We start from the raw sequence: 15452 nt of genomic DNA on the forward strand, positions 1-15452 counted from the left end.
ATAGCTGATTTTCCAGTTCAAGCCATCGCAGGTAAGTTGCTCAGTCCCCTGGTTCCCCAGGATTTTGCGATCTCAGAATTAGGGTTTCAAGGATTCTTGGCCGATCGCAGATTGATCGCAAGTCGATCGCAGGGATCTAAAAACTCGCCCTAGCTGTGAACCCGTGCTTGGGGATGCAGCGTCGCCAAAACATCGCTTTCGATCGCCGCCAACTCCGCCAGCCGTTCCATCACCACCGGGCGATCGTAGTAGGTATCCGCCAAAACCCAATAAATCCCGTAATGTCGCGCTTCGGAAGCCATTAAGCTGCGATAGAAGGCCGCCAACTTCGGATTGGGGCAATGCTGCCCCAACAGGCCCAGTCGTTCATGGCTGCGGGCTTCGATTAGGCCCGCCACCAGCAGGGAATCCAGCAGGCGACCGGGTTCCTGGCGGCGAATTTGCGATCGCAGGGTGGCCCCATAGGGCGGAGCTGCCAAGGCCCGAGGGGCAATCCCCAGGCGATCGAGCCATTGGTTCACCTGCTCAAAATGCTCCAGCTCCTCTTGGGCGATCGCGGTGAGCTTGCGCACCAGCAGCGTTTTTGTGGGGTATTGGCCCATCAGTTGCAAGGCCACCCCGGCCGCCTTTCGCTCGCAGTTGGCATGGTCAATTAACACCTCATCCAAATGGGCGATCGCCTGGTTCACCCAAGATTGGGAGGTGGGCTGCTGCAAAAAACGCACCGAGGGCAACTCAGAAACGGCCGGCTGCGGCAGAGAAGGGGAAGACATGGCGATCGGGAGGAAATTGCAAAGAACTGGAACCGTCGATCGAGCAAGTGAATCAACTGGGCGATCGATATCAATGCGAAATTAATGCGAACAAATCCAGTGAACCAGGCCATTGAACAACTGATCAACCCAAGAGGCCCAAATATCTCAAACCGGCAGCGGGCGATCGGGACTGCTCCGAAACCATCCCGGAATTCGCGAAATACAATGGCAAACGTTTCCTAGTCAATTCCTGGTCGATCGGGCCCGTTCGCCGCCCTGTCTGCAACCCACGCTGCCGCCCCTCACTCTCCCCACCCCCGTCTATGGCCGTCGCTCGCAAAGCCAAAGCCCGCCCCACGAAAGCCAAAAAACGCAACACCAAAACCAAGAAAAAACGCAATCAGAAGCGAAAAAATACCAAGGTCAAAGTTGATCCCAAGGAGCTAAAAAAACGCCAACGGGAACAAGCCAAAGCTCGCCAAGCCTTTATCCAATCCCTCATGCCGTCCCTAATTGTGGGTGTGATTTTAGGGGCGATCGCTGCCGTTGCCGTTGATCCCAAAATGGGCGTAGTGGCCGGTGCTGCCATTCCAGTTTTGTCCCTATCTTTGAAATATCCGCGCCAGGCTTTTTGGGGCTTTTTAATGTACTTGCCCCTCAGCGGCACAGTCACCTATGCCTTGGGTGGCAGCGTGGTGTTGCAACTGGCCAAAGACGGCATTTATCTGCCTGCTTTGATTGGCATTTGGCGATCCTGTCGGCAGATGCGAATTCCTTTCTGGGCCTCCAAGGCCTTGAAACCCACACTCTTGATTTTGTTAACTTGCTGCATCATCACGCTGCTATCTGTGAATGGAATGCAGCAGCTTAAAAAGCCCTTTCCCGATGATAAATCGCCGCTTGCTTTAGGGATTTTGGGCTTTAAGGTTTTCATGGGTTACATTCCCATTATTTTCTGCACCTATCACCTCATTCGCAGCAAGAAAGAATTGCTCTTTGCCACGCGCATCACATCGGTTTTATCCATTATTTGTTGTGCATTGGCCTATGTGCAATATTACTTTCTGCTGACGGGGCGCTGTGCAGGCACTGACCACTTGGAAGGATCGGGATTGTTCAAGGCCTCGATCGATGCTCGTTGCTTTGTGGGCGGCTCTTTGGTTTGGAGTCCATCGCAAAACATGGTGCGACTGCCGGGAACCTTCGTGGCTCCCTGGCAGTGGGCTTGGTTTCTAATTTCCAATGCCTTTTTCACCTACACCACTGCGTTTAATGATCCATCTCCCCTGTGGCGGCTGATTGGCTTGGGAGCCATGGGTGGAATCTTCATGAATGCGGTGATTTCAGGCCAGCGAATTGCCTTGGCGCTCGTGCCAGTAGTAACAGTCATTCTGTTGGTTTTAACGGGGCAAGTCACCAACTTAAAACGCTTTTTGCCGATCGCTCTGGGATTAGTGGCCCTGTTGGGTGGTGCGGCGGTTTTATTCCCTGATGTATTGCAAGAACGGATTGATAGTTTCACCAGCCGCTGGGCCGCTTCTCCGGCTGATGAGTTCATTGGGGAACAATTTGGATTTGTGCTTAAAAAAGCCCAGAACAATCTCTTTGGAGCGGGCTTAGGCCGAGCCACCAATTCAGCGCGGGTTTTTGGTCGCACAACCTTAATTGAAACCTGGTTTCCCAAGGTGATGTGGGAGGTGGGGTTTCCGGGCATTGCGGCGTTTTTGGCCTTCGTGACGGTGATTACCGTAACCACGTTTAAGGCCTATCGATCGGTCAAGGAAAAAAATCTGCGCGGCATCGGAGCCAGCTATTGGGTGTTTGTGCTGTTCATCAGTTATCAAACCTATTACTACCCATTGGATGTGGATCCAGTGGCGGTTTATTACTGGTACGCAGTCGGGGTGTTGTTGCGATTGCCCGAGATCGATCGCGCCGATCGCAAGCAACGACTCTTGGAAGCCGAGGCCAATTCAGAAGACTTAGAGGCAGATTTAACCGATGATTTAGAGGAATCAGCCAATAATGGAACCAGCCGCCGGGGAACCGCCAAGGCCGCTCCCGGTTAGCATTTGGTTTTAGCATCTCGCTATAGGAGCGTCAGGGAGCTTTGTGGATGAGACTGACACCCAACACCAAGGTTTTGATTTGTGGGATTGCCGAACCGCTGGCGATCGCCCATGTGCCGCTGATGCGGGACTACGGCACACAGGTGCTGGCGGGTGTCAGCCCCGGCGAAGGGGGCCGATCGATCAATGAAATTCCCGTTTTTGATTTGGTAGAAGAGGCGATCGCCACGGTGGGGCCAATCGATGTGGTGATCGTTTTTTCGCCAGCCTATGCGGCGGTCGATGCAGCTTTGGAGGCGATCGCGGCCGGCATTCGCCAGGTGGTGATGGTGTCGGCCGGTGTGCCGCCGTTGGATATGGTGCGCCTGGTGCGGCGAGCAGAGGCCACCGATACGTTGGTGCTCGGCCCCAATTGCCCGGGAATTATTGTGCCGGGACAGGTGCTGTTGGGGTTGCACCCGGCCGAATGCTATCAACCGGGGTCGATCGGGATTGTCAGCCGGTGCAGCACCCTGGCCTATGAGGTGGCGCTGCAACTGACGCGGGCTGGGTTTGGCCAATCGATCGCCGCTTGCATTGGGGCCGATCGCGTGGTGGGATCGTCGTTGCTGCAGTGGCTGCAAATGCTGGATGAGGACGATCGCACCGAGGCCATTGTGTTGATTGGCGAAGTCAGCGGTGATGGGGAACTGCGAGCCGCGCGTTACATTGCCGAAACGATCGATAAGCCTGTGATTGCCTACATTGCCGGACACTTTGCCCCCGTGAACCGCTCGATTGGCCATGCCAACCAGATCGTGGCCTCGCGCACGGAGTTGGGCAAACGGGGCAAAACCGATGTTGCCACCAAGGTCGCCGCGCTCAAGGCCGCCAAGGTGAGAGTGGCCGATCGCCCCTCCAAAATCCCCGAGCTATTGCAAAGGGCCCTGAACACCAAAGCCAAGGCCCCTAGCGCTAAGTGATAACCGGTGGAGCTAGATCTGATTGTCGGCCAACCTAAGAAGCAGCCAGCAACTCATCTAGCTTGCCTTCCTGCTCCAGGGCGTGGATGTCATCACAGCCGCCCACATGGTGGTTATTGATAAAAATTTGGGGAACCGATCGCCGACCATTGGCCCGTTCCGCCATCTTGGCCCGCCCTGGCTCATCGCCGTCTAGGACATATTCCGTATATTTCACCCCTTTGTGGTCGAGCAATCGCTTGGCCCGAATGCAAAAGGGGCAAGTTGTCCAGAGATAAATTTCAACGTTGGCAGCCATAGGATGCGATCGCAGTGGTGTTCAAGATTTATGAAGGATTGTATCTAGTTTCTCGATCGCTTGCGGCCTAGGCCAGGCTTCAGCCCGCCTTCAGACACCAGAAGGGCGATCAACCCGTCGGTCGATCGCCCTTCCATTCAGGCCCCATTGAGCCGAGACGCATTGGGATCAGCACCCCAATTAGCCACCGCGATCAACCGGTGTTCCGCATTCCGGCCGCAATCCCGTTAATGGTCAGCAGGGCCCCGCGCAACAGCTCGCTGCGGCTATAGCGCGATCGCGCCATGCCAGTTGCTGACTGTTGTTTGTGTTGGCGTAACCGCTTGAGCAACGACGCTTGCAGGAAGCCCAGGGGCACGATCGTACCGTTACGCAACTGCACCGATCGCTGCAACGCCGGGTCTCCATCCAACAGGCGCTCATGGCCTGTAATTTTCAGCACCAGATCCCGAGTCGTCATGTACTCATGGGCAATTTGCTCAAACAAAGCCTCAAACCGGGCCCGGTTAGCCGGCTGCGTCAACTCATTGGTGTAGTGGCGAGCAATTTGCAGATCCACCTTCGCCAACGTCATTTCCACCTTCGAGATTGCCATCTTGAAGAACGGCCACTTGAAGTAGAAATATTGCAGCAACTTCAGGTGTTCTTCCGGCTCCTGATCCACAAAGTCTTGCAGGGCCGTGCCCACCCCATACCAGGCAGGCAACAAGAAGCGGCTTTGGGTCCAGCTAAACACCCAGGGAATGGCCCGCAGGCTGCTGAGATCTTTCTTGCCGCCCCGGCGGGCCGGTCGCGAAGAGATTTGCAATTGACTAATTTCCTCGATCGGGGTGACCTCATGGAAAAAGTCAATGAAATCCGGTTGCTCATAGATCAGTGCCCGGTAATGTTCCCGCGATCGCGCCGACAGGGACTCAACAATCTCATTCCAAGCCTCAATGTCATCAAACCCCGTGCCCAGCAGGCTTGATTGAATCGTGGCGGCGGCCACCTTCTCCAGGTTATAGAGCGCCAACTCGGGTAAGGAATATTTGGAAGCCAGCACTTCCCCCTGCTCCGTGATTTTGATGCGGCCTTGGATACTGCGGCCCGGTTGGGCCAAAATGGCCTCGTAGGCTGGGCCACCGCCGCGCCCCACGGATCCACCGCGCCCGTGGAAAATCTTGAGGGCCACCCCAAAGCGATCGGCCACCCCTTGCAACGCCTTTTGGGCCTTGTGAATTTCCCAATTACTGCTGAGGAAGCCCGAGTCCTTGTTACTGTCCGAGTAACCGAGCATCACCTCTTGCTGATTGCTGGTGGGGGTGTGGGGGCGCATTTTGGCAAATTCTGCGCCTGTTTGCCCTTCGGTAGTCGCTTCCAAAACGGCATCAAGGCGATCGTAGCCACCCGCCAACAATGCTCGGTAAAGCCGCATGGAGAACAGCCCCTCCATCACCGACGGCGCACATTTCAAGTCTTCCACCGTCTCAAACAGCGGCACAACGCGCAGGGTTCCTGACCCGGTGGCGGGGTCATAGAGGCCGGCTTCCTTGGCCAGCAGCAGCACCTCCAGCAGATCGCTGGCGTTGTGGCTCATGCTGATGATGTAGGTTTGGCAGACACCGGGGCCAAACTCGTGCTGTAGCTGTCGCACCACCCGCAGGGTTTCGATCGCCTCGCGGGTTTTGTCGGAAAAGGGCAACTCCGCCGGAATCAAAGGACGACGGGTGCTTAATTCCTGCACCAGCCAGGCCGTTCGCTCTGCCTCGTCCATTTCTCGATAAGGCTTGGGCAACAGTTGCAAATATTCCGTAATTTCATCGATTGCAGCCGAGTGACGGCTACTCTCTTGGCGAATATCCAAATGGGCCAAATTAAACCCAAAGATTTCCACCCGACAAATCAGATCTTCCAAATCTGAGCAAACTAAGCCCGTTTGTTGCAAACTGCGCCGAATGAGGTTCAATTCTGACAAAAATTCGGTGCCCGATCGATAGATGCTGACCGGATTGTTTTCCAACATATCCGAGTGCAATTCATCTCCTTCATAGAGCCGGTTCGATCGCGCCAGGGTGTTAATCAACCGCTGTTCAATGTAAGCCAACTTCAAGCGATAGGGTTCTTGGCGGAAACGCACCGCATATTTTTCGTAAATATCCGGCAGTCGGGCCTGCTCCTGCTCCAGGGATTCCAGCAAATCCGGTAGCACATCGCTCCAGTGCAGAGAAAGGCTCAACAAACTACTGAGACTTTTCACCGATTGCAGATATTTTTTCAGCACCAAGTTGCGCTGATAGCATGCGGTTTTCCAGGTCACCTCTGGCGTGACAGAAGGGTTACCATCGCGATCGGAACCCACCCAAGATCCAAACCGACAAAAGTCGAAACGGGGCGGAGTCAGGCCCGGAAAGGATGACTTCAATGCCCGATCAAACCGGTGATAGAGCTGGGGAATGACCTCAAACAGCACTTCTTCAAAATAGTGCAAGGCATAGTCCACCTCATCCAACACCGTTGGTTTGAATTGGTGTAACTCATCGGTGCGCCACCAAAGGCGAATTTCTTCCGTGAGTTTTTGGCGCAGGGTTTGGGCCTCGATCGAGGTGCTCAGCCCCCGATCGCGCAAATCTTCCTCCACCAAATCCAGCTCCCGCAAAATCTTCACCAACCGTCGCTGTTTGTCGCGAATCGTGTGGCGCACAATTTCCGTCGGGTGAGCCGTAAAGACCAACTGAATATCCAATTGATCAATCAACTTTTGAATTTGCCGGGGTGGCACATTCAGTTGCTGCAAATAGGGAAATAGCCAATAGAACGTACCGCAATTATCCGGAATCTGATCCGGTTTAGGAATGCTCCGCTCCAGCACCTTTGCTTCAATTCCGCCCTTCGATTCAGGATTGTCAAAGGGGCTATGGTTGCTAAAAAGCTTCGTAGAAATGGGTTGACTACTGGCAGTTTCGTATTGTCGTTGTTGATCGCGTTGTTCGTAATGTTGCTCAACGATATTAATCAGTTGAAAATAAAGGGCAAAGGCACGCGCAGCCCGAATTGCCGAATTAAGGTCTAGGTTTTCAACCAGCTTCAAAACATCAGCTTCGCAAAAATCAGCGGCTTGGCCGTCCGGCGCGCAGAGATCCAACAGTCGATCTAGCAGGGATACCAATTCCTGACCGCACTCCTGTTGCAACACCTGCCGCCACAGGTCTTCCATCACCTTGAGACGATGCCGCAAAAACAAGTCTGATGCCGAGGCTGCGGCAACTTCTCGATCGAGCGAATGGATGGTCGAACTCATAGAGCGATCGGCTGGCTCGGTAAGGTTGGTCATGCTCCCTAGATTATAGGAAGGCGGGGCTTTAGAAACCCATCCTCATCCCGCCAGCTCGCTAGCGGTTGGGTTGTTGATGAGGAAGGGGGAACCTGAATCCTGTTTGGGTCTGGGGGTGGGCAGTTCCTCCCCGAGGAGCCAACATGGTGCATGAAATCCCGGATGGATTGTGCGTTTAAACGGCCCCAGAATCGGTATAGCCCTGTACGGTTTCCGGGTTTTGTAGTCGAATTAGATCATTTGCCTGGCGAGTTTGCATGGGATCAAGATTTTTGATCACCAACAGGTATTGATCTTGATCAAGGCGGTTGCGATAGGCCAGCACATCGCCGCTACCTCCCGTCAGGCCTAGGCCGCCTCCAACGGTCACACTGCCCATGGCTCCCCCGATCGCCCCCAACAGGCCACCCACCAAGTGGTTACCCACCGGGCCGGCCCATTCCGTGAAGGTTTGCAACCCCGTCGCCAAGCTGAATCCCACACCGGCCAAAAAGCCAAAGGGAATTGTCCAAAAAGCCATCATCTTAATTTGGCGACGAGCCTGCTGGCTGGGGTCAATGAATCCAAATTCATCGGCGGTTTTGTAGCCCTTGCCCAAAATGGCCATTTGCTTGAGGTCAAAGCCTGCCGCTTCCAGGGCCGTGTAAGCCGCTTCCACGCCCATGCGATCGGCAAAGACAGCAATTAGGTAGTTCATAAACCAGCTCCAAGAAACAAGCCCTAAAAACCAAAATCAGGATTGAGCTTACACTCCATCCTGATTCTGACTCGACAGGCATCATAGCCTACGCACTGTCTTGAGGATTGACACCCGACAATCTGACGAGTTGCGGGGCCGGTTGCTGGTCTATTGATTGGGCAGGTTAATTGCCATCAGCGATCGATCCAAACCCGCCGAAGTGGCCAGCGCTTGCCAAGCGGCTGCTCGATCGCCCGAGCGATCGGCTTCAATCACGCTGCTCACTGCGTCGTACCAAATGCCCGCGCGAGCATAGGCCGCCGCCGCTGCCAGGCGATCGGGAGCTGCCGTTGCTTCCGCCACCGCAGAGCTGGCTTCCACCCGTTGAATCCAGCCGCTAGCGAAGGTGTTGCGCGGTTCTTCGCCGTTAGCCGTTTCGCAAGTTACCGAAACGTACCATTGATAGGCCTTGCCAGCGGTCAGGCCTTGGCCCTTATCCCGCAGCTTCACCTGCACCAAGCCGCCTTCCTGGGGAAGAGCGATGGTTTGCTCATCCAAGTCGGCTTCCGTTTCGTCCGTCAACCGGAAACGGGCCGTGCTACCCATCCCAGCGGGCACATAGACCCACAGCGAAGGATGAGCACTGGCCGTCAGCGCACCCTGTTGACCTGGAACTAAGGGCATGAGGGCCAAGGCCGAGGAACCACAAGCGCCGCGACGGCCTCCACTGACCGTATGGCGAAGGGTGCGATTACCCCGGGGAGCGAACCCAGCTTCTTGGCTCGGGAGCGAATTGAAGCTAACGGTGGGCCCTTCTGAGCCAGCTTGACCGTTAACCAAAGGCATTCCTGCCGAAGCGGTGAAACTTGAAAGGGCGATCGCCCCGACCGTCAAAACCGAGGAAACAAAGAATCGGGAGAGCATGCGATTGGGCACCATAAGAACTACCCCTTATGAGACTGATACAAGCAAAAGCAGTAGCGACCTACAAGGGCTGGATGTTATCTGTCCTCGCGGCTGCTGTTCCCTACCCCTGAGCCTCTATTAAAAACGATACTCGGGAAAAAGTAGTGAATCATGTTCCGCTCGCGGCTTCGGTCGGGCCATGGTCTGGGCCGATTGTGACCATAGCTTGGCCCTACGAACCGCAAACTCAACACCAGGCGAGGACAGAAGCGAATTCCCGTTCAGTCAATAGATGCCCCTGGAAGCCGAGTCCGCCTAGACAGTTAACAAACTGTCTCCTAGTGTATGGCATTCCTCCAGCCCAGCTATGTACCCGTAAACACCCAGTTCACGACGAGCTGGCTGACCTTATCGGCGGGATGACGCGGAACAGCAACCAGAGCGATCGTGCTAAATACTGCGCTGAGTGCTGAACGCCATTTGCTGAGAACGATTCACAGGGTAGGCCCGGGGGACGCTTTCGCCCAGTTTCCCTTAATTCGGAGTTATGAAGAAATGTCAAGAGTCGCAAACAATTGCAAATACAAACTTGAGCTTGGCTTCCTCAAGCTGGATCGAATTTGACTCAACTTGGTGGACTCAACTTAAACCCAATTGAATTTTGAGGAACGGGGCAACGCCTTGCCGGCCTGTTCTGCAAACCGCATTTTTGCCCATTTGCTCCCTAACCCATTAGGATTACTCGATCGAGTACATGGATCACTCCATTGGCTGCTTCGATGTCAGCCGCCAACACCGTGGCATTTTTCACCTCGAAGTTTTTGCCAACCCGCACCGGAATCGGAGCACCTTCGAGCGATTCCAGTTGGGTCACCTGGGCCAAATCCGCTTGGGTGTATTTACCAGCCACCACGTGATATTTCAGGATGCGGGCCAGTTGTGGGGGGTTTTGCACTAGGGTTTGCACCGTGCCAGGCGGGAGCTGCGCAAAAGCCTGGTCATTGGGCGCAAACACAGTGAAGGGGCCTGGACTTTTCAGGGCTTCGACCAATCCAGCCACCTTGACGGCGGTTACGAGGGTTTCAAAGGAACCGGCATTAATGGCAATGTCAACAATGTCGGGCATGGTCAAGGGATGGGGGTGAAGTCCAGGTACAGGGCAATGCAGAGCCACTGGGGCCCGAGGTTGCCGCTAAATCCCAATCATCCTACCGTCGATCGCCTGATCGATTGGAGGTGGGCAATTTTGGAGTTTTAATACCTTCGATTGGGCATGGTTGGCCCGCCCCGCTGTTCTTGGGAGATGGCAGCCATCCCCAGACAGCAGAGCAGGGCTAGACCTAGCAACAATGGGCTACATCTAATGAGCTACTAATGAGCTACTAATGAGCTACATCGATTGGCATTAAGCAATTGGCATTAAGCAATTGGCATTAAGCAATCTGAGATGGATCTGAGATTGGGCTGAGCGATCGATTTGGCAACGGGTCACTGCCTTGTTACCAGCCCAACACGTAGGCAAACACCAACGGAGCCACGATCGTTGCGTCACTTTCAATCACAAACCGGGGCGTGTCGATCGACAGCTTGCCCCAGGTGATTTTCTCGTTGGGTACGGCTCCCGAATAGGAACCATAGCTGGTGGTGGAATCGCTGATTTGGCAGAAATAGCCCCACAGCGGTGTTTCGCGCAGCAGGTCTTGCTGCAACATGGGCACAACGCAAATGGGGAAGTCGCCCGCAATGCCGCCCGCAATTTGGAAGAACCCGATCGACTGGCCGCTCTCGATCGAAACCTTCGTGTAGTAGTCCGCCAGGGCCATCATGTATTCAATGCCCGTGCGCACCGTGTGGACATTTTTGATGTCGCCCTCAATGCAGCGAGCCGCAAAAATGTTCCCCAGGGTCGAATCTTCCCAACCGGGCACAAAGATCGGCAAATTCCGTTCAGCCGCCGCCAACATCCAGGAATTCTTGGGATCGATTTGGTAATACTCCTTCAAGGAGCCATTCAGCAGCACTTCGTAGAAGAATTCGTGGGGAAACTTCCGTTGCCCAGCCGCATCAGCCGCCTTCCACACATCCAGCACGGCCTTTTCCATGCGGCGAATGGCTTCCTCTTCCGGAATGCAGGTATCGGTGACCCGGTTCAGATGCTTGTCCAGGAGTTTTTGTTCATCTTCTGGGGTCAAGTCCCGATAGTTCGGAATCCGCACATAGTAATCGTGGGCCACCAGGTTAAAGATGTCTTCTTCCAGGTTGGCCCCCGTGCAAGAAATCGCGTTGATTTTGCCTTGGCGAATCATTTCCGCCAGCGACAGGCCCAATTCTGCCGTGCTCATGGCTCCGGCCATGGCCAGCAACATCGGATTTCCGGCTTCCACATGCACCTTAAATGCTTCAGCGGCATCCACCAAGGCCGCTGCGTTGAAGTGGCGGTAGTGGTGTTTGATGAACTGACTGACGGGGCCCATAGGTTACTTGCCTTTCAACAAAAGAGTGCGACACAACAGGCAGCCCCAGAGTTTGCATCCAAGGGTCGATCACGCTGCCCCAGCGTTGACCGAGGATGATTCAAGCCCAGCATCCTCCAGCCCAGGGGACGATCGCGCGCAATCGAAAAAACGGGGCTGCGATCCAAAACGATCATCCTACCGCCTTGGCCTCAACGAAACATTAAGAAGCGGCACAAACCTGATTACGTCCCCCATGTTTGGCGGCATAGAGATGGCGATCGGCTTCTGCAATCATCGCCTCATAATCTCCCAAGGCTAAGTGGTCAGAAACACCAATGCTGAGGGTGACGCTGAGTTCTGGGTGAATTTTGGGCCAAGGCGCTTGTTCGATCGCTTGGCGAATTTTGTTGCAAGCCGCCACCGCATCCGCTGAGCCTACGCCCGGCAGTGCAATCACAAATTCTTCGCCCCCATAACGAGCACAAAGATCACTTGATCGCAGATTCGTTTGCAGAATTTGTGCCACCCCTTTCAAGACCCGATCGCCCACTGCATGTGAAAACCGATCATTGATTCGCTTAAAGAAATCCACATCCCCGATCGCGACGCTCAAGGGAGAGCGATAGCGCTGAGCCTGCTCAAATAATTGGCTCATTTGCCCATTAAAGTGACGGCGATTAAACAGTCCCGTCAGCTCATCTCGAATGCTCAATTCTGTGATTTTGGCGTTCGCCTTTTCCAAATCCAAGATCTTTTGATTTAGAGCCTGTTGCAATCGATAAATTTGTAGATGGGTGTTGACCCTTGCCAACACTTCCAACTCTTGAAAGGGCTTGGCGATATAGTCCACACCGCCCACCTCAAACCCCTTAACCTTGTCGTGAACGGCGTTGGCCGCGCTGATAAAAATGATCGGAATAGACTGCGATCGGCAATCAGCCTTCAAGCGTTGACAAATCTCATAACCATCTAAATTCGGCATCCGAATATCTAACAAGATCAGGTCTGGGCGATGGGCCGCGATCGCCTTCAGTGCCTGCTCTCCGCTGTTGACCGGCCGCACCTTGTGCCCCTCCCGCACCAGCAACTGGCTCAAGACTCGCAGGTTCACCAAATTATCATCCACCAACAGGATGTTGCCTTGCACTGTCGGGATTGTGCAGGGCGGTTGCTCCAGTTCATGGATGGCCTCATGCTGGCCATCTTCTGGGGGGACACGATCGATCATGGAATAGTTCATCGGCTCTGCATCCTGAAGATTGTGGTCTTGAGTTTCTGAAAATTTGCAAATTTAATTCACGAATTGTGAAACTCGAATGATGAAATTCGTGAATTTATACTAATTGTCAATGAAGCAAAGAAGCAAAATACAAGAACAATACTTAAAAATTTTACTAAATACCAATTGCAAACATCAGTCAAGTCTCATGATGGGTTTTTACTCAACAATGACTGTAGTTGATCATAATCGTAATCATGCAAAATACGATTCAGTTGAGTAATGATTAACGCCTCTTTTGGGGGCAGCTTGTGAATCAAATATTCCAGCTCAAAAAAGTCCGCTTCTTGGGCTGCTTTGAGCATTTGCTTTCGCCAAAGTTCTGGTAAATTTCGTAGTTTTTGACTCACATGATTCGTGAGTTCAGGGCTGTCCACGGGCGATCGCCCGCTGAAGCTGCTGCTGATCTCGCTTTCCAAACCGGTGGATAGGTTGGCATACAGATAGCGAACCTGGAGATGATGGGCGATCGCATCCAGAATCGTTTGCTCTCGGAAGGGTTTGCGCACAAATCCATCAAAACCGGTTGCTAAAACCTGTTCTTCATCTTCCTGAAAAGCACTGGCTGTCAGGGCCAAAATAGCCACAAACTGCTGTTTTGAACGGGCTAGTTTTTTAATCTGTCTCATGGCCGAAATGCCATCAAGCTGTGGCATCCGTAAATCCATCCAAATTAGGTGGGGCTGCCATTTAGACCACTCCTCGATCGCCTGATAGCCGTCATGAACTTCCCGAACAGCAAACCCCACTCGCTTGAGCAATTGACTCAAAAGGGTGCAATTTTCCGGGCGATCGTCAGCAATCAAAATTCGAGGAATTGGGGAGTCGGGTGCTAACCCAATAATTTGCCTGGGATCGGGGTTGGCGCTGTTCGGCTCGCCAATGGGCGCACTGATCCAAAAATGAAAAGCAGTGCCCCGATTGGGCTGGCTTTTGACCGTAATTTCACCCCCCATGAGTTGTATAAAAGAGCGACTGAGGGCTAATCCCAATCCGGTTCCCACGCGGCTCGATCGCCCCGATTCGGTTTGCTCAAAAGACTGGAATAACTTGGGCAACTCAGCCGGTTCAATGCCCACCCCGGAATCAATCACCTCCACCATCAGACGATCGGGTGGTGCATATTGCACTTGCACAGAAATGCCCCCTTCCGGCGTGAACTTAATAGCATTGCCTAATAGATTGACCAACACTTGGCGCAATTTTCCATCATCCATCACCACATAAGCAGGCAAGGCGGAATCCAGTTCAAAATCGAGGCGCAAACCCTTTTGATGAGCAGCCAACTCGAACATAGCCACGACTTCTTTAAAGAGCGATCGCACCTCGATCGACTGTGTAACGAGTTCCGCCTTGCCCGCTTCAATCTTGGCCATTGATAGGAAGTTATCAATGAGTCTCAATAAATGCTCGCCGCTCATTTGAATCACGGCCAGGTTAGTTTTTTGCTCCTCAGTTAAGCCAATATCGCGCTTCATTAGTTGCGAAAATCCGATGACAGCATTCAGCGGCGTTCGCAACTCATGGCTCATATTCGACAAGAACTCACTCTTAGCCTGATTGGCTAATTCTGCCTGGTGCTTGGCTGCTTCAGCCTGTTGCTTTTGGCGTGCTAATTTTTGTTCTGCCAGTTGACGTTGGTGTCGCATGGCCACAAACTCAGTCGCCAGTTGGCCAATTTCACCATTCGCCTTAACCTCGATCGCGCGGTTTAAATCACCTCGCTTCATCAAACGAACGGCTTCTGTCAATTGCTCCAAAGGCTGAGCGATCGTGTTTCCCCAAAAATAACCCATCATGCCAATGGGAAGTGTTGTGACCAAAAAAGCCAATAAAAAACTAACCCGTACACTTTGTTCATAGGCAAGGAAACTGTCATCTACTTCCGAATCATTTTCAAATACAATGAAGCCAATAATTTGCTCATCTAATTGCAGCTCAGAAATGCGCTGTGACCATACTTGAGACCACCAACGTTGCAAGTCGAAAAATGGGACGCGATCGCCCCGCGCGGCCCGCTCGGATGGCAGGATATAGTTGCCTTCTGAGTCCACCACGGAAAACAGCGGGCGGCTGGGGGGCCAGGCTCGCTGGTCAGTTCTGGTTTGTCCTGGCTTGGGAGGTGGAAACAGGCCAGGAATCGTTGCTGGATCTTCTGGCAACTCCGGGAAATCCGGTGGCAAAGCGGCTTCCGAATTGCACGATGATGCCCCTAATCCCCCATGGGTCACGGGAGGCGGAGAGGGTCGCCCAAACATCACCAAAGGGCCTAGCCAAGCCTTGAGCCGCTGAAGCCAGCTTTCAACAGGACAATCGATCGGGCGGGGATCCCTAGGCAGGTCAGCGGCGCGATTGCGGGTCAGTGCTGCCCGACGGCGCTGGATGAAGTGGCCTAGATCTTCCCGCTGCTTGGCTACGTCCCAAGATCCAGCCGATTGGTAATAGGCCAATACGTGCGATCGATACTTTTCCTGGTGTCCCTGCACGGTGGCCGGCGAAAAAGAAGCCCGCATCATTTCCAGGGCCAAGTGACCGACCAACGCCGCCCCCAGCCAGCCACTAGCCACCACAGCAAGGACAATTTTGGTGCGCAGGGGCAAAAATTTCATGGGCAAATTAGGGGCTGAAGGCCCTTGCTTCTCACCAGTTCAGTCTGCGATCAAAGTCCACGATCGTGCCCCACGATTGGAGTCCACGATCGCACCCCATGATCGCCAGAGGGCAGACTTGGGAAT

Annotated in this window: 11 protein-coding genes; 2 read left to right on the forward strand and 9 right to left on the reverse strand. The window is 53.7% G+C overall.

What is annotated here, in order from left to right:
• Positions 1-149: 149 nt before the first annotated feature.
• Complete coding sequence (gene miaE, locus VPK24_RS15000; RefSeq protein WP_393014554.1) at positions 150-773, reverse strand: tRNA-(ms[2]io[6]A)-hydroxylase; 624 nt, start codon at positions 771-773, stop codon at positions 150-152.
• A 305-nt stretch (positions 774-1078) separates the two neighbouring features.
• On the opposite strand from miaE, the gene hpsL reads away from it, so the two are divergent.
• Both hpsL and VPK24_RS15010 read left to right on the forward strand, forming a co-directional pair.
• Positions 1079-2824: a hormogonium polysaccharide biosynthesis protein HpsL gene (hpsL, locus tag VPK24_RS15005; protein WP_393014556.1), complete on the forward strand. Its 1746-nt coding sequence runs from the start codon at positions 1079-1081 to the stop codon at positions 2822-2824.
• 47 nt (positions 2825-2871) lie between these two features.
• A complete protein-coding gene (locus tag VPK24_RS15010) occupies positions 2872-3786 on the forward strand; it encodes a succinate--CoA ligase subunit alpha (protein ID WP_393014557.1) in 915 nt (304 codons plus the stop codon).
• A 34-nt stretch (positions 3787-3820) separates the two neighbouring features.
• On the opposite strand, the gene grxC is transcribed toward VPK24_RS15010, so the two are convergent.
• From grxC to VPK24_RS15050, 8 genes are all read right to left on the reverse strand, one after another.
• Positions 3821-4084, reverse strand: a complete 264-nt coding sequence (grxC, locus tag VPK24_RS15015) for a glutaredoxin 3 (protein ID WP_099532050.1) — start codon at positions 4082-4084, stop codon at positions 3821-3823.
• Positions 4085-4277: 193 nt separating this feature from the next.
• Positions 4278-7364, reverse strand: a complete 3087-nt coding sequence (gene ppc / locus VPK24_RS15020) for a phosphoenolpyruvate carboxylase (RefSeq protein WP_393014979.1) — start codon at positions 7362-7364, stop codon at positions 4278-4280.
• A 208-nt stretch (positions 7365-7572) separates the two neighbouring features.
• Positions 7573-8094, reverse strand: coding sequence for a hypothetical protein (locus VPK24_RS15025; RefSeq protein WP_393014559.1), 522 nt, complete (start codon positions 8092-8094; stop codon positions 7573-7575).
• A 150-nt stretch (positions 8095-8244) separates the two neighbouring features.
• Positions 8245-9015: a DUF928 domain-containing protein gene (locus VPK24_RS15030; RefSeq protein ID WP_393014561.1), complete on the reverse strand. Its 771-nt coding sequence runs from the start codon at positions 9013-9015 to the stop codon at positions 8245-8247.
• Positions 9016-9706: 691 nt separating this feature from the next.
• Positions 9707-10108 (reverse strand): fasciclin domain-containing protein, encoded by a 402-nt coding sequence (locus VPK24_RS15035; RefSeq protein ID WP_393014563.1) that lies wholly within the window; start codon positions 10106-10108, stop codon positions 9707-9709.
• A 373-nt stretch (positions 10109-10481) separates the two neighbouring features.
• Positions 10482-11456 (reverse strand): deoxyhypusine synthase family protein, encoded by a 975-nt coding sequence (locus tag VPK24_RS15040; protein WP_393014565.1) that lies wholly within the window; start codon positions 11454-11456, stop codon positions 10482-10484.
• A gap of 202 nt (positions 11457-11658) precedes the next feature.
• A complete protein-coding gene (locus VPK24_RS15045) occupies positions 11659-12678 on the reverse strand; it encodes a diguanylate cyclase (RefSeq protein WP_393014567.1) in 1020 nt (339 codons plus the stop codon).
• A 185-nt stretch (positions 12679-12863) separates the two neighbouring features.
• Complete coding sequence (locus tag VPK24_RS15050; protein ID WP_393014569.1) at positions 12864-15326, reverse strand: ATP-binding protein; 2463 nt, start codon at positions 15324-15326, stop codon at positions 12864-12866.
• Positions 15327-15452: the final 126 nt, after the last annotated feature.

The sequence above is a fragment of the Limnothrix redekei LRLZ20PSL1 genome, assembly GCF_043235035.1.
GTDB lineage: Bacteria > Cyanobacteriota > Cyanobacteriia > CACIAM-69d > CACIAM-69d > CACIAM-69d.

Excerpts from the sequence above, each read along its gene's own strand:
- hpsL (WP_393014556.1), top strand. The coding sequence starts at position 1,079 with ATGGCCGTCGCTCGCAAAGCCAAAGCCCGCCCCACGAAAGCCAAAAAA.
- VPK24_RS15050 (WP_393014569.1), bottom strand. The coding sequence starts at position 15,326 with ATGAAATTTTTGCCCCTGCGCACCAAAATTGTCCTTGCTGTGGTGGCT.
- grxC (WP_099532050.1), bottom strand. The coding sequence starts at position 4,084 with ATGGCTGCCAACGTTGAAATTTATCTCTGGACAACTTGCCCCTTTTGC.
- miaE (WP_393014554.1), bottom strand. The coding sequence starts at position 773 with ATGTCTTCCCCTTCTCTGCCGCAGCCGGCCGTTTCTGAGTTGCCCTCG.
- VPK24_RS15025 (WP_393014559.1), bottom strand. The coding sequence starts at position 8,094 with ATGAACTACCTAATTGCTGTCTTTGCCGATCGCATGGGCGTGGAAGCG.
- VPK24_RS15040 (WP_393014565.1), bottom strand. The coding sequence starts at position 11,456 with ATGGGCCCCGTCAGTCAGTTCATCAAACACCACTACCGCCACTTCAAC.
- VPK24_RS15045 (WP_393014567.1), bottom strand. The coding sequence starts at position 12,678 with ATGAACTATTCCATGATCGATCGTGTCCCCCCAGAAGATGGCCAGCAT.
- VPK24_RS15010 (WP_393014557.1), top strand. The coding sequence starts at position 2,872 with ATGAGACTGACACCCAACACCAAGGTTTTGATTTGTGGGATTGCCGAA.
- VPK24_RS15030 (WP_393014561.1), bottom strand. The coding sequence starts at position 9,015 with ATGGTGCCCAATCGCATGCTCTCCCGATTCTTTGTTTCCTCGGTTTTG.
- VPK24_RS15035 (WP_393014563.1), bottom strand. The coding sequence starts at position 10,108 with ATGCCCGACATTGTTGACATTGCCATTAATGCCGGTTCCTTTGAAACC.
- ppc (WP_393014979.1), bottom strand. The coding sequence starts at position 7,364 with ATGAGTTCGACCATCCATTCGCTCGATCGAGAAGTTGCCGCAGCCTCG.